General features: G+C 54.7%; 12 protein-coding genes and 2 CRISPR repeat arrays. Of the genes, 4 read left to right on the top strand and 8 right to left on the bottom strand.

Features of this window, described 5'->3' with window-relative positions:
- The 4 genes from AC6I6H_RS18110 to AC6I6H_RS18095 all read right to left on the bottom strand — a co-directional run.
- On the bottom strand, positions 1-723 hold a 723-nt coding region (locus AC6I6H_RS18110; protein ID WP_497955407.1), incomplete at its 3' end, for a response regulator.
- A 133-nt stretch (positions 724-856) separates the two neighbouring features.
- Entirely contained in the window at positions 857-1,093 is a 237-nt protein-coding gene (locus AC6I6H_RS18105) for a hypothetical protein (protein WP_497955406.1), read from the bottom strand.
- A gap of 47 nt (positions 1,094-1,140) precedes the next feature.
- Entirely contained in the window at positions 1,141-2,019 is an 879-nt protein-coding gene (gene ant(6) / locus AC6I6H_RS18100) for an aminoglycoside 6-adenylyltransferase (protein WP_497955405.1), read from the bottom strand.
- Positions 2,020-2,221: 202 nt separating this feature from the next.
- Positions 2,222-5,644: a CRISPR direct-repeat array (repeat unit 32 nt; unit sequence GTTTCAATCCACGCACCCGCGAGGGGTGCGAC).
- A gap of 242 nt (positions 5,645-5,886) precedes the next feature.
- Positions 5,887-6,750, bottom strand: a complete 864-nt coding sequence (locus AC6I6H_RS18095) for an Rpn family recombination-promoting nuclease/putative transposase (RefSeq protein ID WP_497955404.1) — start codon at positions 6,748-6,750, stop codon at positions 5,887-5,889.
- A 788-nt stretch (positions 6,751-7,538) separates the two neighbouring features.
- On the opposite strand from AC6I6H_RS18095, the gene AC6I6H_RS18090 reads away from it, so the two are divergent.
- Both AC6I6H_RS18090 and AC6I6H_RS18085 read left to right on the top strand, forming a co-directional pair.
- Positions 7,539-7,760 carry a helix-hairpin-helix domain-containing protein gene (locus AC6I6H_RS18090; protein ID WP_497955403.1) on the top strand — a complete coding sequence of 74 codons (222 nt, stop codon included), beginning with the start codon at positions 7,539-7,541 and terminating at the stop codon, positions 7,758-7,760.
- Positions 7,761-8,036: 276 nt separating this feature from the next.
- Positions 8,037-8,576 carry a GNAT family N-acetyltransferase gene (locus AC6I6H_RS18085; protein WP_497955402.1) on the top strand — a complete coding sequence of 180 codons (540 nt, stop codon included), beginning with the start codon at positions 8,037-8,039 and terminating at the stop codon, positions 8,574-8,576.
- A gap of 102 nt (positions 8,577-8,678) precedes the next feature.
- Here AC6I6H_RS18085 and AC6I6H_RS18080 read toward each other — a convergent pair whose 3' ends face one another.
- Positions 8,679-9,437: an MBL fold metallo-hydrolase gene (locus AC6I6H_RS18080; RefSeq protein ID WP_497955401.1), complete on the bottom strand. Its 759-nt coding sequence runs from the start codon at positions 9,435-9,437 to the stop codon at positions 8,679-8,681.
- A 130-nt stretch (positions 9,438-9,567) separates the two neighbouring features.
- On the opposite strand from AC6I6H_RS18080, the gene AC6I6H_RS18075 reads away from it, so the two are divergent.
- On the top strand, positions 9,568-9,996 hold the full coding sequence (locus tag AC6I6H_RS18075; RefSeq protein ID WP_497955400.1) for an Lrp/AsnC family transcriptional regulator: 429 nt from the start codon (positions 9,568-9,570) through the stop codon (positions 9,994-9,996).
- 176 nt (positions 9,997-10,172) lie between these two features.
- Here AC6I6H_RS18075 and AC6I6H_RS18070 read toward each other — a convergent pair whose 3' ends face one another.
- Positions 10,173-10,856, bottom strand: a complete 684-nt coding sequence (locus tag AC6I6H_RS18070) for a hypothetical protein (RefSeq protein ID WP_497955399.1) — start codon at positions 10,854-10,856, stop codon at positions 10,173-10,175.
- Positions 10,857-11,122: 266 nt separating this feature from the next.
- Here AC6I6H_RS18070 and AC6I6H_RS18065 point away from each other — a divergent pair, with 266 nt between their 5' ends.
- Positions 11,123-11,491: a hypothetical protein gene (locus AC6I6H_RS18065; protein WP_497955398.1), complete on the top strand. Its 369-nt coding sequence runs from the start codon at positions 11,123-11,125 to the stop codon at positions 11,489-11,491.
- 238 nt (positions 11,492-11,729) lie between these two features.
- Here the strand turns inward: AC6I6H_RS18065 and AC6I6H_RS18060 are convergent, their stop codons facing one another.
- A complete protein-coding gene (locus tag AC6I6H_RS18060) occupies positions 11,730-12,689 on the bottom strand; it encodes a phosphotransferase enzyme family protein (protein WP_497955397.1) in 960 nt (319 codons plus the stop codon).
- Between the two features lie 108 nt (positions 12,690-12,797).
- A CRISPR array of direct repeats spans positions 12,798-15,314; the repeat unit is 32 nt; unit sequence GTTTCAATCCACGCACCCGCGAGGGGTGCGAC.
- A 3,601-nt stretch (positions 15,315-18,915) separates the two neighbouring features.
- On the bottom strand, positions 18,916-19,206 hold the full coding sequence (gene cas2, locus AC6I6H_RS18055) for a CRISPR-associated endonuclease Cas2 (RefSeq protein ID WP_497955396.1): 291 nt from the start codon (positions 19,204-19,206) through the stop codon (positions 18,916-18,918).
- Positions 19,207-19,208: the final 2 nt, after the last annotated feature.

Below are 19,208 nucleotides of genomic sequence, written 5' to 3'. Positions count from 1 at the left end.
GGCCGCGGGCGGGCCCGGTGGCGCGGCGGCCGCGGGCGGGCCCGGAGGCGCAGCGGCCGCGGGCGGGCTGGAATGCGAATCAACTCCCCGCTCACGGATAGAGGATGCATCATCCGCCGACTTTCGGGACCGTTCCGCGGCCCCCGGACCGCCCGCCGCTTCTTGCCGCCAAGGGTGCTGGTCATTCAGCTCGGCGAAGACGTACCAGGCCCGCTCGCCGTTGAGACCAAGCTTGTCCTCCCAAGCCTGGATTAAAGCGGCGTCCGCTTCGCCTATGATGAGCGCTTCGATCAGCGCGCCGAACCGTTCGCGGCGGCTGCGGTCGCTTTTTTCCCGTTCCGTGCGCAGGGTCCGGCCCAGCTTGCGGAGCGCCTCGCCCATTTCATCCTCGTCCACCGGCTTCAGGATAAAATCCTGAACGCCGTAGCGAACCGCTTTTTGCGCATACCCGAAGTCGTCGTACCCGCTGATGATGATAAACTTGGGGCGGTTGTCCCCCATTTTCTGACAAGCCTCGATCAGTTCCAGTCCGTCCAGCTCCGGCATGCGGATGTCGGTGATCACCAGATCGGGTTTTTCCGCCTTGATCAGCCGCAGCGCGTCCTCACCGTTATCCGCCTCCCCCATCACCTGAAACCCGCAGGCTTCCCAATCCACCAACTTGATAATCCCTTTGCGCGTAAACACCTCGTCGTCGACCACAATGGTGCGGAAAAGACTCATGTCATCTCCCTCCTCGTGCCCTTATCATACAATATTTTGCAGTGGGCGAGCTGACTCGTCTTTCGGAGAAGCCGGACAAGTTGCCGCAAACATTTGACTTACGATGAACCCGGCACATTCTTACGAACATTTGTCATTCGATGAACCCGGCACATTGCTGCAAAAATGCAGGAATGGCTGGCGAAAAAGGCCTCTGCTGGCGGAAATGCTGCGATTGTGCAGCATTCTGGGCAAGGACGAGAAGAAAAGGGGCGACAAAAAGAAAAAATCCTGCATAATCGCAGGATTTGCCCGTAGTTTTGGCCCCTTTAACCGTTGAATCCTGCACATTTGCAGCAATCGCGGGTTCGCTTTGTCCGGTGGGGTTCATTTCCCCGGTTCACTTCCGCAGTCACTGGCGGGAGCCGTGGGCGGACGTTACTCGGAGCGGGCTGCCTCTCCATTTTCCGCCGCTGCGTAAACATTTCCGGTGTATTTCGTAATGGCTTCGTCGTAGTCGGGGTACAGATAACCGAGCCCCTCGGCCACGGCTTTGGAGTATTTTCGGAAAAGGGCGTAGCAAGTGTTCAAGGAGTTCCACAGCTGAGGATAATCGTCCTGCACAAAGGTGGAGCGCAAGGCGTCCCAGTCTTCTTTTGGCAGGTGGCGGTCGATGAACTTGTAGTTTTTCCCCACGCTAAACGTGTAACCCTCGTCCATCCCGATCCGCCAGGCCATCATGCGCAGCAGGTTGGGGCGGGCGATCCCGTGCAGATGGTCCACGGCAAAAAGAAACTCCCGCCGCGCGAGTCCTTTTACCACATAAGTGGACACCAGCCAGAACTCGTTGCAGCAGTCGTCGAACTCTTGGGGCGTGGGCTTGCGAATCCAGTAGTGGCGGTCGGTAGGCACGGGGGGCTTTTTGACCCGCTCGTCCTTGTCCAGCAAAACGGCCGCCAGCCCGTCGCTGCCGGCAAAATACTGCTCCGTCTCCTCGATCGGAATCAGCGTCAGGTCCAGCTTGCGGCCGTCCTCGAAAATCATCAGGTAAGAAAACCAATCTTCCCACTCCGGCGGAAAAAGCTCCATCGCCTCGGGCTTTTGCAGCATAATGCGCTCCCCGAACACCGCAAGCCAGTCGTCCTGCGCTTTGAAGGATTCGAGATCGGTCACGAAATAAGAGATGTCAAAATCCTGGTAGTCGTCGGGCGCGATGGCCGGATTCGTGCGCGAGCCTTCCAGCGTGACTAGCCGGATGCGTGCATCCTTTTCAGCAAAGCTCAGGATCAGGTCTAGCATTTCTTGTTCGCTTCTCATGGCGCGGTTCCTCCTTTGGGGTGGGGAGTGGCTTTTTGGGGCGGAGTTGCAAGAAGCATGCTGGCGGATGTTTCACTCCATTCCAGAACGGGTGTTGACCAACACACAACAGGTGCTTATCACCATCCAACTTAGTTTCAGTCCGTGCTCCTGTGCAGGGGGCAAAAACTTGTTTGACTCCCGCGTCACACAAAACGCAAGAGTTACAATCCACGCACCCGCGAGGGGTGCGACTGGGACGGCGTGGAGTGGGTTCAGCATCATGGTTTGTTTCAATCCACGCACCCGCATGGGGTGCGACGCGGAAATACGTGCAGGTCTGCCTTTTTGCCTTTGTTTCAATCCACGCACCCGCATGGGGTGCGACCTCATTTACATGCCCGCATTGAGAGCATGTAGCGTTTCAATCCACGCACCCGCATGGGGTGCGACCTCATTTACATGCCCGCATTGAGAGCATGTAGCGTTTCAATCCACGCACCCGCGAGGGGTGCGACGGCCGCTTATATTACGTTAGACTCCGCACACCTGCGGTTTCAATCCACGCACCCGCGAGGGGTGCGACCATCCGAATTTATGGCGCGAGGTGTTCCGTGTATTGTTTCAATCCACGCACCCGCGAGGGGTGCGACTACATTCGGATCATTTAGCGCCAGCCCTTCGAGGTTTCAATCCACTCACCCGCGAGGGGTGCGACGACCACAAAACAACGTTCGATTCGCTACCGATTGCGGTTTCAATCCACGCACCCGCGAGGGGTGCGACCGCGTGAACGGTCGCAACGTTCCAATGTTCGAACGGTTTCAATCCACGCACCCGCGAGGGGTGCGACGACAGTTCCCTCGTTACGAGCGTGTGTACCTTGCGCTGTTTCAATCCACGCACCCGCGAGGGGTGCGACCTGGATGTGCAAAAAATACGGCTTCAAAGAGTCTGTTTCAATCCACGCACCCGCGAGGGGTGCGACAACGGAAATGAGCGCGAGCTTATCCTGCGCTACGTCCGGTTTCAATCCACGCACCCGCGAGGGGTGCGACTAGCTGCCTGAAATTCACGCGGGACGATGCCGGCGTTTCAATCCACGCACCCGCGAGGGGTGCGACACTGTCCAGGCTGCCATAAGGTGCTTTGGGAGCTGGTTTCAATCCACGCACCCGCGAGGGGTGCGACCGTTGTGGATTTTGCGTGTTTCCCCAGATGATAAGTTTCAATCCACGCACCCGCGAGGGGTGCGACACAGCACTTCAATGTTTGTGAATCCCCAATCGAGTTTCAATCCACGCACCCGCGAGGGGTGCGACGGATAAGACCATTGATACAAAGCGCGAATGGCTGGTTTCAATCCACGCACCCGCGAGGGGTGCGACTGTCTCGCCGCTCGCGTGGATGAGTAGTCAACCTGTTTCAATCCACGCACCCGCGAGGGGTGCGACCGACCCTCCACCCGTCTTTTGCTCTTAAAAGTGCAAGGTTTCAATCCACGCACCCGCGAGGGGTGCGACGTGAGCGTGGCCTTATCCTCTGCTCCCTCGTGGAAGGTTTCAATCCACGCACCCGCGAGGGGTGCGACCGGGAAATCGCCGGACTGCAGAGTCTCGATCCGGTTTCAATCCACGCACCCGCGAGGGGTGCGACAACGTAACACAGCACGCAGTTGACCGCGCTGTTGTTTCAATCCACGCACCCGCGAGGGGTGCGACCGGCCAGCTCTTGAGTCACTTTAAATTCCTCTGCAAGTTTCAATCCACGCACCCGCGAGGGGTGCGACGGCTGTTGTCCAAAAAAAGAAAACGTATCGAATCGTTTCAATCCACGCACCCGCGAGGGGTGCGACTGAAAGGGATATGAGGTTGTCTGGAAAATGCGCTGTTTCAATCCACGCACCCGCGAGGGGTGCGACCCTTGCCATTACACGATCACCACCCCCATAAACTGTTTCAATCCACGCACCCGCGAGGGGTGCGACGGGGAATTGGCGGACTCGATGAGGTGCTGCCATCCGTTTCAATCCACGCACCCGCGAGGGGTGCGACCTACCGTACGTATTCCCGCTGGCAATACCAGCAATGTTTCAATCCACGCACCCGCGAGGGGTGCGACGAGCTTCCGCCCATTTGGGAGCTGCACCGTGAAGTTTCAATCCACGCACCCGCGAGGGGTGCGACGGAAGAGCTGAATGAATCGTTGCTTAATCGCGGTGTTTCAATCCACGCACCCGCGAGGGGTGCGACTTTGGCAGCTTCGTCATGCACTCCATTACAACCTGTTTCAATCCACGCACCCGCGAGGGGTGCGACCTGGATCGTCTTTAAATCCGCTCCACTTTCCCGGAGTTTCAATCCACGCACCCGCGAGGGGTGCGACGTCACAGTGGATTACAACCACGACAAGACATGAGGTTTCAATCCACGCACCCGCGAGGGGTGCGACGCTAGCGCCTCCTTTGCGTTAACCTCCCGATTAGTTTCAATCCACGCACCCGCGAGGGGTGCGACGTTCAATAGCGTAACAGTCATTAATAACGATGCCGGTTTCAATCCACGCACCCGCGAGGGGTGCGACGAAGGAAGGCGTATAGCCAAAACCTATATGGCTGTTTCAATCCACGCACCCGCGAGGGGTGCGACAACTGGTCAATGACCGCTTGCTCCTCTATCATGGTGTTTCAATCCACGCACCCGCGAGGGGTGCGACGCGTCCGGTCGAGGCGGCCAACACCCTGCCACCGTGGTTTCAATCCACGCACCCGCGAGGGGTGCGACTTCGAGGCTTCGAAAAACCTCATGGAATTGGCTGTTTCAATCCACGCACCCGCGAGGGGTGCGACACGAGCTTGCGAAATATGATCCTCTGGCCGAGAGAGTTTCAATCCACGCACCCGCGAGGGGTGCGACTTTCCCCGGGAGGTTGCTCCGGGCATGTGGGACCCGGTTTCAATCCACGCACCCGCGAGGGGTGCGACCATGGACGGAGCCATCCCGAAAGCGATCTGGGTTGTTTCAATCCACGCACCCGCGAGGGGTGCGACACGAAAAAGGAGAAAATACCCATGGAATTTGAATTGTTTCAATCCACGCACCCGCGAGGGGTGCGACCATGACGAAGGAGGAGTCAAATATGGAAGCAACGGTTTCAATCCACGCACCCGCGAGGGGTGCGACCCCAGCTCGCCTTTCCGATATTCGTATCCACGATGTTTCAATCCACGCACCCGCGAGGGGTGCGACAAATTAAAGGAGTTGAGGTAACGCAGTACGTGGGGTTTCAATCCACGCACCCGCGAGGGGTGCGACCGCCATGCACGACCGGACAACGGGGGCAATTACCGTTTCAATCCACGCACCCGCGAGGGGTGCGACATCGATTCGCTGTCCGACGCGATCACGTCTGCCGTGTTTCAATCCACGCACCCGCGAGGGGTGCGACCCCGAATATCTCCAAAAGGTAAAGGTATCTTAAGTTTCAATCCACGCACCCGCGAGGGGTGCGACACTGCAAGCGCCCGGGCATCGTCATGGATAAAAATCGTTTCAATCCACGCACCCGCGAGGGGTGCGACGGGCAGCAAAGGGGCTGCCTACCTAACGACTAATGTTTCAATCCACGCACCCGCGAGGGGTGCGACAGCGGAAAATTGCCGAATTCATCTTATACCAAGATAAATTCAACTGGTTTTCCAATCTCTATAAAAACAAAAAAGCATCGCTTTTTCCTTGACATTTTCTAATTTAACGAAAAAACTTCCGATATCGACAAAATCTGAGGTGCGAAGGAACCGGGAATTTCATGGGAGCTTCCCATTCGCACCACTGATCTGCCAAGTTGCATGTAGCATTTTTTAATTGTTATTCGGAAAATGCTCTTCTTTTAGTGCATGGAACGCAAAGAACGAATCTCCTCGGCGGATAATCCAGTCGCTTTTACGATGGTTTCCACGTCAACACCAAGTTCCAGTAACTTGACAGCCGTTTCAGCTTTTTCTTCCGCTTTCCCTTCGGCCTTCCCTTTCTCTAGTCCAGTTGCCAATGCGCTTTCAATCCGGGACTTTTCGTCACTGAGCGCTTTCATCCGGGCATCGTATGCCATTCGTGCCGCCGCATCCTGGCTTAAAAACTCCAGTGTGTCCATCGCTTTTTTCAGCATCGGCTCCTTCATCGTCAGCACCTCCCAGTTTGTTCGATCCGCACCTTTCAAAAAAAGCAGCCAGTTGACCAGTCCGCCCTCCTCCAACGGTACCGCTTGCCGGTCCAGTTTTGGCAACTCCATGATGTGAATTTCGATATCATCCAGCAACGCAATTCCGCTTTGGTCCTCCCGTAAGTGGAATACGCTATGATACCGGTCATTTGGCAAACAGCTATAATTCAGTATATTGATTGTCACACATTTTTGGAGTGTATTATAATTCCCGCCTTTGGGAATCTGGTGATAGTACATTTCCGACCAGTAAAACAGGGTGCGTTTTTCCATATGGTACGGGTTGAACAACTGCATCTCGATGTTCAGCAATTCCCCTTTGGCTGTACGCGCCTTGATGTCCATGATGGATACTTTGTCGTCCGGGCTGTCCGGTTCCGTGTACGGATTCAAAAGAACAATCTCGGTCAATGCCGGTTCCCCTGCCGCCCGAAACGTGCTGTTCAGAAACGCAAGCAGGACATCCCTGTTGTGTTCGCTGCCAAAAATGCGTTTGAAAATGATATCCACCCTCGGATCAAGCAAGTCCTGCACGGATAGCCCCCCTTTTGTTACCAGTATACCACGCTAACGTTGCTCCACAAATCCGCTTTTTCCTACTGTTGCGCTGCGCACTTCTCGACACGATTCGATTTTTACCTATGGTAGGGTGCGACAAACTCCCGTCAGACATATTATTCAGCCCCTAAAGCGTTCCAATCCATACCGCTACGCGGGGTGCAACCGAATTGTTGGATCTCCGACACGAATTATTTCACGGCTTCAATTCGAGCTCCCGCGCGGGGAGCGACCGGAAATCAGCAATTATCAAATCGAGCTGTACACGTTTCAATCCACGCCCCGCACGGGGAGCGACAGGACAAGTAGGAACTAGCCGTCGATACCGACACGTTTCAATCCACGCCCCCGCACGGGGAGCGACCCCTCGGTGCTCCGCTTGGAAATAGGCTTACCACAGTTTCAATCCACGCCCCCGCACGGGGAGCGACAGCAGGTGCGAACCCCCCTTATCCAGCAAGGGTTTTTCGCACTGTTTCCGCGAACCTCCTTTTTCACCCTCTCGTGAGTGGTTCACCATAACCCGAAAAACGCCTCCCGCCCAATGCTGGCGCGGGGCGCGAACCTCCCGGGGGTTTTGTGGGCGCTTGGGGTTCGCGGAGCGCAAAGTGTGCCTATCCCTTTTTGCCGCCAAAAGCACCAACATTAGCTACTTTTCCCCTTCTACTTCTCCAAACGCCCGCGTTCTCCTCCTCCAATGCCGCTCCAATCCTCGCAAAATGGTATACTACCCTCATCCGATAACCGGAAAGGAGCCGCCCATCATGCCCAAACCGCATGTACTCGATCAGCACCCGGAAAGCGATTTTCCCCGCAGCCTCGGCCAGCCCGCGCTGCGCGCCTTGTTTAACGCCGGCTTCGAGCGGCTGGAACACCTGGCCGGCCACTCCGAAGCCGAGCTCCTGGCCCTCCACGGAATGGGGCCGAAAGCCATCCCCATTCTTCGCGAAGCGCTCGCCGCGCGTGGGCTCTCTTTTGCCGACTGACGCTTCCGGGTGCCGCCGGTACTCCCTTAAAGAAGGGCAAGCACACGCCAGCCCCTCCCGCCGGGAGGAAAAAACGCTTTTCCCCATTCTCTCCCCTCTCTTGCCAGAAAGCCTTTTGCTATACTGAACCTGACGAATGCTGGGACATAGCCAACTCCCTTCCCTTGAATGCACGGTTGAGGTTGGACCCATTTGCGCCCGGCTGGCTTGGCAACTCCTGTGCGACTTCTTTCCGCCAAACAATATCAGTCATATAACCTTTTTAAGGAGACAACCATGAACCCCATTTTCACAGACCGATTAACCATTCGAAGGTTCGAGCAAAGGGATTGGCGGGATCTGCATGAATACTTGTCGGATCAAGAAGTGGTGAAATTCGAGCCCTATGATGTCTTCTCGGAAAATCAGGCGAAAGAAGAAGCATTGGCAAGATCGAAAAACGACTCGTTTTATGCCATATGCTTACCCAGTAACGACAAGGTTATCGGAAACCTGTACCTGGGAAAAGGCGACTTTGACACATGGGAATTGGGATATGTATTTAACAGGAGCTACCAAGGCCAAGGTTATGTCACCGAGAGCGCAAAGGCATTGCTGGACTATGCGTTCGCGCACCTGGGAGCAAGACGAGTGATCGCCATGTGCAGCCCAAAGAATGAGCGTTCCTGGAAGCTGCTCGAACGGTTGCGGATGAGGCGCGAGGGGCTGCTGCTGCAAAACGTCTATTTTAAAACGGATCGCAAAGGAGCGCCCATTTGGCTTGATACTTACGAATACGCCATTTTGAAAGCGGAATGGTATGGGTTGAACAGGTGAGCTCGCTCCAAAGGACGTCCAAAAGGCCAAGCAAAAAATCCAAAGGCGCAACCCGCCGTGAAGTGTCATCCACGCGAAGGCTGCGCCTTTTTTTAATTCGTACTACCCTTCCGTAACCCATTCCCCATCCTGCGGAATCACAACCCGGCCGCCAAGCCCCGCCTGCTCCACCTTTTCGCGCAGGGCCTCCCGCGTCGTATAACAGTGATTGATCGCCTCCAGGTGAACCGCCACCACTTTGACCCCGGGCGCATACTCGCACAGCGAAAGAACGTCCGCCTCCTTCATGATAATCGGCCCGCCCTGCACAAACTCCGCGCCGCCCGCGTTCACGACCGCCACCTCGGGGTTATGCCGGTCCAGCGCCGCCCGGACCTCGTCGCACCAAATGGTATCCCCGGCGACATAAAGCACCGGCTCCCCCTCCGCGCGGAAAACAAAGCCCGATACCCGGCCCATCAGCTCCCCGATCTGCCCGGTCCCATGCTGCCCCTCCGTCCGGTGGATGGTTACGCCGCGGAACTCGGCCGTCTCTTCCACCGCTTGCACCTTTTCGAACCCGTACGGCTCCGCGATGCGCTCCGCTTCCCCCGGCTGGCAAAACACCGGAACCGACCTCGGCAAAAAAGCCGCCGCCGCCTCATCCCAATGATCCGGATGCAGATGCGTCAACAGCACGGCGTCCGGGACCGGCAGCTCCTCCAGCGGAAAAGGCAGCCCGACCAGCGGATTACGCCGTTCATTTGCCGTGTTGGGAACGGGCGGGTTGGCCTCTTTTTCGCTAAACATGGGGTCGATCAAAAACCGGCTTCCCCCGTATTCCAGCCAAAGCGTCGCGTTGCGGATCAATCGGATTTTCATGGTTCGGCACCTCGTCTCTTTGCAATTTGGTTTCTGCCTTTTATTATAGAGAGAGTGCAGGCGAGCATACATAACCTGCTGAAAGGAAATCCCGGTGTTTCTTTTCACCCTGAAAGGAGTGCGCCTCAAAATGGCTCCCATTGCCGTGGACGAAACGGATCGGCGGATCCTGCAACACCTGATTGAAGACGCATCGCGCTCCTACAAAGAGATCGGTCAGCTCGTGCACCTGACCGGTCAGGCGGTCGGCGCCCGGGTCAAACGGCTGGAGGAGCTGGGCATCATCGAAGGCCACACGGTGCGCTGGAACCCGGAAAAGCTCGGGCTTGCGGTGCATGCGTTTGTCGTCGTATTTTTGCGGACGCCCGAGGCCATGACCCACTTCCGCAAGTTCGCCGAGGAAAACGAATCGGTCACCGAAGTCCACCGGGTCAGCGGCGAAGGCTGCTACTGGATGCGGGTGCGCACGACGGATTCCGCCGAGCTGAACGCCCTGCTCGACCGGCTCACGGCATTTGCCAGCTACAAGCTGAGCCTGTCGATTGATCAGGTGAAGTAGCCGGTGATCGGCATAATGGACAAAACAAAAACGATCCTTTTTCGGATGAAAAAGAGATCGTTTTTTTCTGCTGGGGCAGCTGCTTCTAGATGCCGTCCTCCAGATCAAACCAATGCCGGGTCAGCCACAGCAGCTCCTCGGCAAAGCGTTTGATCTTGGGCATCGCCTCTATTGCACTAGTTGTTAAAGTCACGATAGTACTCAATATCCTTCGGGCGTTTCGTTCCATTTACATAAGTGTTTCCTGCGTCTCTTCTCGCCTCTCCTTGGTAATACCCTCCAACGTAATAGTCATAAATAGCTATTTCTTTTACAACCGTATTATATTGATCATAATTAATAGCACCATAGTAATCACGAGTAGTATAATTCCCATCCGGACCAGAATAAAGGGTAGATGTACTCCACGTACGACTAAAAGAACCCTCAATGTTGCCTGTAAGTTCGAGTTTTATTACGCTCATAATTCCCCCTTTATAGGTGCCGCCAATTTGTACCGAACCACTCACTTGTTTTGTACCGCTTATTGTTTTGGTAACCCCTTTGGGGACACTAAGCAAAAAAATATCTTTCTCTCTTGGTCCAACGTTATAACCGGTGATTTGATTCGATATAACCTGATACTCACTATACTTGTATATATAACTTTCGCCTGCTAGGGGTATGATTTTATTGTTTTGTACTCGCTCAGGATCTACGTCGATTACTTTTGCACCCGTTAATATCTGAGGCACAAATGTATTCACTAAGGTTATTTCATCATCTTTAGGTATAACATGCTCAGATTCTGCAAATGCACCGTTAGGAATAATTAATCCTAACAACAAAGAAAATACTACGAACTTACTTACTATTCTCATTTTATTTATCCTCCATATTTTAGTAATCCAGAGCTACATAGTTAGTCACTGCACTCAAGTTCAAAAATTCACAAGAACAGAGACACCCACCATCCTCTCCTTCCGTATAATAGTTAAAGAAAACCAACTACAAAATCACCGACATAAAGCAGTTATATTATACCATAACTATACACATAATTACTTTATATGTAAATAATTATATTTTACTGGTTTATAGTGTATACTAGATCATGTTTGTTAACAAATTCCATTAGGAGGATGAAATGAATAAATCAAATTTATTTTTGGCCTTATCTTGTCTCATGATTGGACTGTCTCTCATTGTCGCTTCCCTTATCTTGAGGGGAGATGGGAATGTTCAGTCAACAAAACCAGAAGCAAGTTATCCCCCTTATGTGGAGCGTTCCGTTATGACATTGGAGGATTTGGCTGATTATCTTCACGTCGATACAAAAGTCATTAAGGACCAATTAGCATACGACGGGGAAATCGAACGACAAATTCATTCTACGATTCATGATAAATACTCCCTGATCCCCTATGCCAAACTGTCAGATGGCACCATTCTATTCTTCCGAGAAGAAATCAACGAATGGCTGAAGTACAAATCTTCAAACCGAGCAGTTGATTAACCCGCAACCTTCACCATAAAGCGGGTCAGCAGGTAGGGCTGCTACTGGATGCGGGTGCGCACGACGGATTCCGCCGAGCTGAACGCCCTGCTCGACCGGCTCACGGCATTTGCCAGCTACAAGCTGAGCCTGTCGATTGATCAGGTGAAGTAGCCGGTGATCGGCATAATGGACAAAACAAAAACGATCCTTTTTCGGATGAAAAAGAGATCGTTTTTTTCTGCTGGGGCAGCTGCTTCTAGATGTCGTCCTCCAGATCAAACCAATGCCGGGTCAGCCACAGCAGCTCCTCGGCAAAGCGTTTGATCTTGGGCACCGCCTCCCCCGAAAAAACATCCGCCCGTATCCACCAGTTCACCTCTACGCACCAAGTGAGCCGCAAAGCGCGGATCAGGTCTTGCCGGGTAAGCGAAAGATGCTGCCGGTATCCTTTTAAAAACGCCTCCGCCCGAGCACGATGCAAACGCCCCTCCACAAAAGCAAACGACATCAGCGCCCGCCCCACATCCTGGTACTGGTACGAGCGACGGTTGCGGTCAAAATCCAGAAGAGCCGTAACCCCATCCGAATCAAAAAGAAGATTGTCCGCCGAAAAATCACAATGCGTGATCCCGACCGGCACCCCCTCGAAGCTATCCTCCGTTAATGTGCGAATGATCTTCTCCTGAGCCTCCACCGCTTCTACAAAAAGCCGATTGCCGCTGTTCCTCGCTTCTTCTTGGCGTTTTTGCCGCTGGCTTTTCAGCAAATCCAAAGCCCCTTCAAATTCAAAAGGAACCGTACGATAAGACGGAGACTGCCAATGCCGATGCAGTGCGGCGCATTGCTCGCCCAGGCTGTGCATTTGCGCTTCCGTGATCGAATCCGGAGACTCCTCCCACCCTTCGGAAAAAGCCATCACCATATAAAAGTCGCCCTCCGGCGTATGCTGAACGACAGTCCCGTTGGCTGAAAAATACAGTGGCGCCTTGATCTCGGCCGGAAGGTTCAGGCTCCGCTGCATGGCTTTCTCGATGCCCGCCAGCTTCGCGGCGGTAAACCGCTCGGTGCTGAACTGCTTGAGCAAAACGGGACCATAGCGGGTGTCCGCCCTCCATTTTTGATTCAGCCAGCCGCCTTGGACGGGCGTGATGTTGGTAAAGGCGGTCTGGAAGGTTTTTTCGGCGTGGGCCAGGATGGATGCGAGTAGATGGGGCATTGGTTGGCTCCTTGGTTTTGAATGGTGGGGACCGTAAATACAAGTCTATGGGCCCCCTGAGTGGGGGCATGTTGCAAAATACATTCCTAAATGGATCTTCGCAGCGAAGTTTCACTCCACACACCCGCGAGGGGTGCGACGCTGTCTCTGGAAGAATCCAAGTCCGTAGCTACCAGTTTCAATCCACGCACCCGCGAGGGGTGCGACACACCAAACGGTGTCTTGAAGATTTGCGTATAGTTGTTTCAATCCACGCACCCGCGAGGGGTGCGACATAGCGGCCATCCAGCATCCCGAGATTGCGAGGGAGTTTCAATCCACGCACCCGCGAGGGGTGCGACCGCATTCTTCGCCGGCATCGTGAAATTTCTGAAAAGTTTCAATCCACGCACCCGCGAGGGGTGCGACGGTGAACCTTAATGCAAGCTGGAGTCACCATAGAGGTTTCAATCCACGCACCCGCGAGGGGTGCGACCAGAACACCGCACTTCCGGAGCTGTTTCGTAACCGTGTTTCAATCCACGCACCCGCGAGGGGTGCGACGAGGAAATACAAAACCAACTGTCCATTCAAGCTAGCTGTTTCAATCCACGCACCCGCGAGGGGTGCGACAAAGCGCTGGAATCGCTCGGCGCACTGGTACCAGCAGTTTCAATCCACGCACCCGCGAGGGGTGCGACCATGCGATCCCTCCGGTTGGATATGATGTAAAGCACCGTTTCAATCCACGCACCCGCGAGGGGTGCGACGGTAAAAGCGGACGACATCCTCTCTCACGTCGAGTTTCAATCCACGCACCCGCGAGGGGTGCGACGGTCGTCGCGCTGATTGCCGTGATCGTCATAAGGAGGTTTCAATCCACGCACCCGCGAGGGGTGCGACTGCGCCCATATGTGCGGCACACGGGCAACAAAACTGTTTCAATCCACGCACCCGCGAGGGGTGCGACCATCCTTCCATTCTCCGGGTGGTTCCTCAAAGAGCGTTTCAATCCACGCACCCGCGAGGGGTGCGACAGGGAAAGCGGCCAAGCATTTTGTTCCCCGGAACGGTTTCAATCCACGCACCCGCGAGGGGTGCGACACCCAACCGATGGGGTTAGTTAAGGTGTGTTTATGTTTCAATCCACGCACCCGCGAGGGGTGCGACCCTCAAAATCCCCCAGGTCTTTGTTCGCCGTAATGTTTCAATCCACGCACCCGCGAGGGGTGCGACCTGGATGCAACGGAGGCGAGATTCCGGTCAATCGTTTCAATCCACGCACCCGCGAGGGGTGCGACGGACGAGGTATAAGCGCTTCGATTACTCTTACAAAGTTTCAATCCACGCACCCGCGAGGGGTGCGACCTGTTTGGGGTAACCGGGTCTACGGCCCGTGCTATCGTTTCAATCCACGCACCCGCGAGGGGTGCGACGTTCAGACGTTTCGTCGTCGCTATCATCGTCGGATGTTTCAATCCACGCACCCGCGAGGGGTGCGACGCAGAACTTCGTGAAACGGTCAAAGGGCTTAATGACAGTTTCAATCCACGCACCCGCGAGGGGTGCGACGATAGACTGGATGATTTTAACCGTTGCGTCACCACGGTTTCAATCCACGCACCCGCGAGGGGTGCGACGGGGCTAAGGAAGTCATTTGTTCCTGTTGCGTCAGTTTCAATCCACGCACCCGCGAGGGGTGCGACGAGGAAGCTGGATGTTGTTAACCAACTATTGGCTGTTTCAATCCACGCACCCGCGAGGGGTGCGACCATGGACGGCGTGAGCCGTACTACTATTCTTGGAGTGTTTCAATCCACGCACCCGCGAGGGGTGCGACTTGACCACGATAACGATTTTACGTTAGAGCTTGCTGTTTCAATCCACGCACCCGCGAGGGGTGCGACCCGGACGCGATTGGTCATCCGGGTTTTGTTGAGACGGTTTCAATCCACGCACCCGCGAGGGGTGCGACGATGATAGGGAAAAAGTCGATATCGATGAAGAAGTTTCAATCCACGCACCCGCGAGGGGTGCGACAGTAGCAGTCAGGGAGAGGAACGTATCGCCGTGCTGTTTCAATCCACGCACCCGCGAGGGGTGCGACACACCGGACAAAAGTTTATCTTCACTCCATACAGGGTTTCAATCCACGCACCCGCGAGGGGTGCGACTGATTTTATCGCAACGTTTGTCGCCGCAAAAATGTTTCAATCCACGCACCCGCGAGGGGTGCGACGAATAAATTCGAGGATCGCCAGGAACAAAAACGGTTTCAATCCACGCACCCGCGAGGGGTGCGACGTCTACTGGTGGCGCGGCCTGCAGATGACCCTGACGGAGTTTCAATCCACGCACCCGCGAGGGGTGCGACATGCTCGGTTTCGACTCCGTCTCCCTCAGCCTCGGGACGTTTCAATCCACGCACCCGCGAGGGGTGCGACCCTTTTCTGTGGCTCACAAGTACATACTGTAGGCGGTTTCAATCCACGCACCCGCGAGGGGTGCGACGCGCACCCGGTTGGTCATACGGGTTTTGTTTAGGCGTTTCAATCCACGCACCCGCGAGGGGTGCGACGACGAGGAAGGACCGCACAGCCCAGCAAATGAACCGGTTTCAATCCACGCACCCGCGAGGGGTGCGACAGCGGAAAATCGCCCAATTCATCTTATACCAAGATAAATTCAACTCGTCTTCCAATCTCTATGATAACAAAAAAGCATAGCATTTTCCTTGACATTTTCCACTTGAACGAAAAAACTTCCGATATCGACAAAATCTGAGGTGCGAAGGAACCGGGAATTTCATGGGAGCTTCCCATTCGCACCACTGATCTGCCAAGTTGCATGCAGCATTTTTAATTGTCACTTGGAAGATGCTCTTTTTTAATGTATGGAGCGCAAAGAACGAATCTCCACTTCGGATAACCCAGTTCCTTTTTACAATAGTTTCTACGAGCAAGTCCCGTACTGAAATGCCCATTTGTTACCAGTGTACCACGCTAACCTTATTCCACAAATTCGCTAATCGCTACCGTTCGCACTTTCTTGGCCCGATTCAGTTGCACCCATATAGGTTGGGACAACTTCCATCAAGCATATTAACCCCCTAAAGCGTTTCAATCCATGCAACCACGCTGGGTGCGACGCTTGAACCGGTGTTTTATGAGGAAGCCACGCAAGTTTCAATTCACACACTCACACGGAGTGCGACGTAGCAGACGCATTAACGGACTTCTATGGCCTTGGTTTGTTTCAATCCACGCACCCACACGGGTGCGACGCGGACAAAGCACTTGTAAAGTGGATTACCAAGTGTTTCAATCCACGCACCCCACACGGGGTGCGACATTACAAACACAAGTGGCGCGGTAATATGCCATGTTGTTTCAATCCACGCACCCCACACGGGGTGCGACTTTAGCCGACACCTATGCACGCTGTATGGCGTGTTTGTTTCAATCCACGCACCCCATACGGGGTGCGACCATTCCTTTCCGATCAAGGAATTCGATCGGAACTTCTTGTTTCAATCCACGCACCTCATACGGGGTGCGACCGAGTTGATTGAAAAAGGGGTGCGCGCCTATCTGTTTCAATCCACGCACCCCACACGGGGTGCGACCTGCCTTTTACGCTTTTTTTACATATTGTGTATTGGTTTCAATCCACGCACCCCACACGGGGTGCGACAAGCGCCGGACATCCTCACACTGAAAGAGCAAGTTGTTTCAATCCACGCACCCCACACGGGGTGCGACAACGCTCTCTGAAGTATTCCAGCGTTTTTCGGAAGTGTTTCAATCCACGCACCCCACACGGGGTGCGACTTTCAAAGGGATGTACTCGATGCGCTCTTTGGAGGTTTCAACCCACGCACCCCGTGTGGGGTGCGACAACGTCTCTCGGTCATTTGGTCGCCGTGGTGGCAGTTTCAATCCACGCACCCCGTGTGGGGTGCGACCTTCCGGGACTTCATAGCCCGTCGCCCATTTAATAAGTTTCAATCCACGCACCCCGTGTGGGGTGCGACGTCGGACGGCACCGTCAGCCAGCTCACTGACTTGTTTCAATCCACGCACCCCGTGTGGGGTGCGACTGATGCTGTTGAATTTATCCGTTATTCCCTGAATGTTTCAATCCACGCACCCCGTGTGGGGTGCGACGAGTTACCAGGAATGGGTCAATGTCGGCATGGCGCTGTTTCAATCCACGCACCCCGTGTGGGGTGCGACTAGCCTCTTGTACGCTAACATTTGCTAACAGCCGGGTTTCAATCCACGCACCCCGTGTGGGGTGCGACGCTGCGCAAAAACAACAACATGGCCGGGATCAAGGTGTTTCAATCCACGCACCCCACACGGGGTGCGACTACGTGATACAAACAACATTCTTTCCGCAAAAATGTTTCAATCCACGCACCCCACACGGGGTGCGACCGCTTTGGTCGATAAGACCATGGCGACATTGGCAGTTTCAATCCACGCACCCCACACGGGGTGCGACGTTATCCGGGTTGTTGTAGTCCTTCGACCAATTGTTTCAATCCACGCACCCCACACGGGGTGCGACCGGGTTCTCGTTGTCATCGACAATCGTTACCGTTGTTTCAATCCACGCACCCCACACGGGGTGCGACCTTTTACCCTTTTTATGTATGTGTTGTACTGGAAAGTTTCAATCCACGCACCCCACACGGGGTGCGACTTATTCCGTGCGCAAGAGAAAAGGGGCGATAACAGTTTCAATCCACGCACCCCACACGGGGTGCGACCTGGTTCTCAACGGTTACGCCGATCCAGACGTTCGGTTTCAATCCACGCACCCCGTGTGGGGTGCGACGGCGCATCAGCCTTTGGCAGCACCAAGCGAGTAAGTTTCAATCCACGCACCCCGTGTGGGGTGCGACAAAAGGGGCCGTGCAGGGATATGTTGAGCGGGCAGTTTCAATCCACGCACCCCGTGTGGGGTGCGACGTGCGAACCGTACTAACTATACAGGAGTGAATGCTATGGTTTCAATCCACGCACCCCGTGTGGGGTGCGACGGCGGGCTTACGCGAGGAGGACCAAAATGATAGGTTTCAATCCACGCACCCCGTGTGGGGTGCGACCTTAACCGGGCGCTGGCGAAGTTGATGGGATGGATTGTTTCAATCCACGCACCCCGTGTGGGGTGCGACGGATGATCAACCAATCTCTGATGCGTGGCGGTCCGTTTCAATCCACGCACCCCGTGTGGGGTGCGACCGCTGCCCGACGGGGATTATTCAGTCCAGGTAAGTTTCAATCCACGCACCCCGTGTGGGGTGCGACATATTGTGACGATTTACAATGAGCGGCGAAGTGAGGTTTCAATCCACGCACCCCGTGTGGGGTGCGACCACGACACCCCCACCCCCTACCCACGGCATGAGGGTTTCAATCCACGCACCCCGTGTGGGGTGCGACCAGATAACATAAACTTATTTTATTGCGGTAAATGTGTTTCAATCCACGCACCCCGTGTGGGGTGCGACGCTCATTGGGAGTCGAAGTAACTGCCGGTACCGTTGTTTCAATCCACGCACCCCGTGTGGGGTGCGACGATGATGCGACCGTTTGGGTTACGGAGATAGTCGCGGTTTCAATCCACGCCCCCCGTGTGGGGTGCGACATGCAGCAGCAGCAGCAGTCTAGTGCTGCCCAGATGTTTCAATCCACGCACCCCGTGTGGGGTGCGACATGCAGCAGCAGCAGCAGTCTAGTGCTGCCCAGATGTTTCAATCCACGCACCCCGTGTGGGGTGCGACGAAAAAGAGCATTCGCGGGCTTGCATGGGCAATGGTGTTTCAATCCACGCACCCCGTGTGGGGTGCGACGCATCCGGCGGTTCCCGAAGCTGCAGGGAAATGGTTTCAATCCACGCACCCCGTGTGGGGTGCGACCAGAAACGAACCGGATCGGCTGCAAAAAGCTTGCGTTTCAATCCACGCACCCCGTGTGGGGTGCGACCGTTTCGGTGGAAGCGACCGCGCAGGATATTCGTGTTTCAATCCACGCACCCCGTGTGGGGTGCGACAGCGGAAAAGGGCCGAATCCATCTTGCCAAGAGATGAATTCGACGCCCTTCCCCTATTTATGATAACAAAAAGTATGATATCTTCCTTGGCTTTTTTCACAATAACGAAAAATTCGCCAATTTCGACAAAATCTGAGGTGCGAAGGAACCGGGAATTTCATGGGAGCTTCCCATTCGCACCAGACTTTCACAAGATAAGCGGCCCCTCCATATTATAGGGGCTTTTGGCGCCCACATGCTCTACTTTCGTTTTGTACTTGTCTCCGAGGTTGTAAAAACGCAGGCTGTCGGTTTCGGGATCAATCAGTTCCTCCAGTTCAAATCGCAGCCGCCGATACTGCGTAGAATCGAGGATGCATTCAAACACGGAGTTTTGAACCCGCTGTCCATAATCCAGGCATTTTTTCGCAACCTGGCTTAACCGTCTTCTTCCCGCCGAATTGGATGTACTCACATCATAAGTAACAAGAATCAGCAAGG

Source organism: Gorillibacterium sp. sgz306347 (assembly GCF_059735245.1).
The sequence above is the reverse complement of the archived record's forward strand: the minus strand, read 5'-3'. Positions and strand labels throughout refer to the sequence as shown.

What these genes read in the sequence shown, in the direction of transcription:
- AC6I6H_RS18075 (WP_497955400.1), top strand. Translation starts at nt 9,568, where the DNA reads ATGGCTCCCATTGCCGTGGACGAAACGGATCGGCGGATCCTGCAACAC.
- AC6I6H_RS18085 (WP_497955402.1), top strand. Translation starts at nt 8,037, where the DNA reads ATGAACCCCATTTTCACAGACCGATTAACCATTCGAAGGTTCGAGCAA.
- AC6I6H_RS18065 (WP_497955398.1), top strand. Translation starts at nt 11,123, where the DNA reads ATGAATAAATCAAATTTATTTTTGGCCTTATCTTGTCTCATGATTGGA.
- AC6I6H_RS18060 (WP_497955397.1), bottom strand. Translation starts at nt 12,689, where the DNA reads ATGCCCCATCTACTCGCATCCATCCTGGCCCACGCCGAAAAAACCTTC.
- AC6I6H_RS18090 (WP_497955403.1), top strand. Translation starts at nt 7,539, where the DNA reads ATGCCCAAACCGCATGTACTCGATCAGCACCCGGAAAGCGATTTTCCC.
- AC6I6H_RS18105 (WP_497955406.1), bottom strand. Translation starts at nt 1,093, where the DNA reads ATGAACCCCACCGGACAAAGCGAACCCGCGATTGCTGCAAATGTGCAG.
- AC6I6H_RS18080 (WP_497955401.1), bottom strand. Translation starts at nt 9,437, where the DNA reads ATGAAAATCCGATTGATCCGCAACGCGACGCTTTGGCTGGAATACGGG.
- AC6I6H_RS18070 (WP_497955399.1), bottom strand. Translation starts at nt 10,856, where the DNA reads ATGAGAATAGTAAGTAAGTTCGTAGTATTTTCTTTGTTGTTAGGATTA.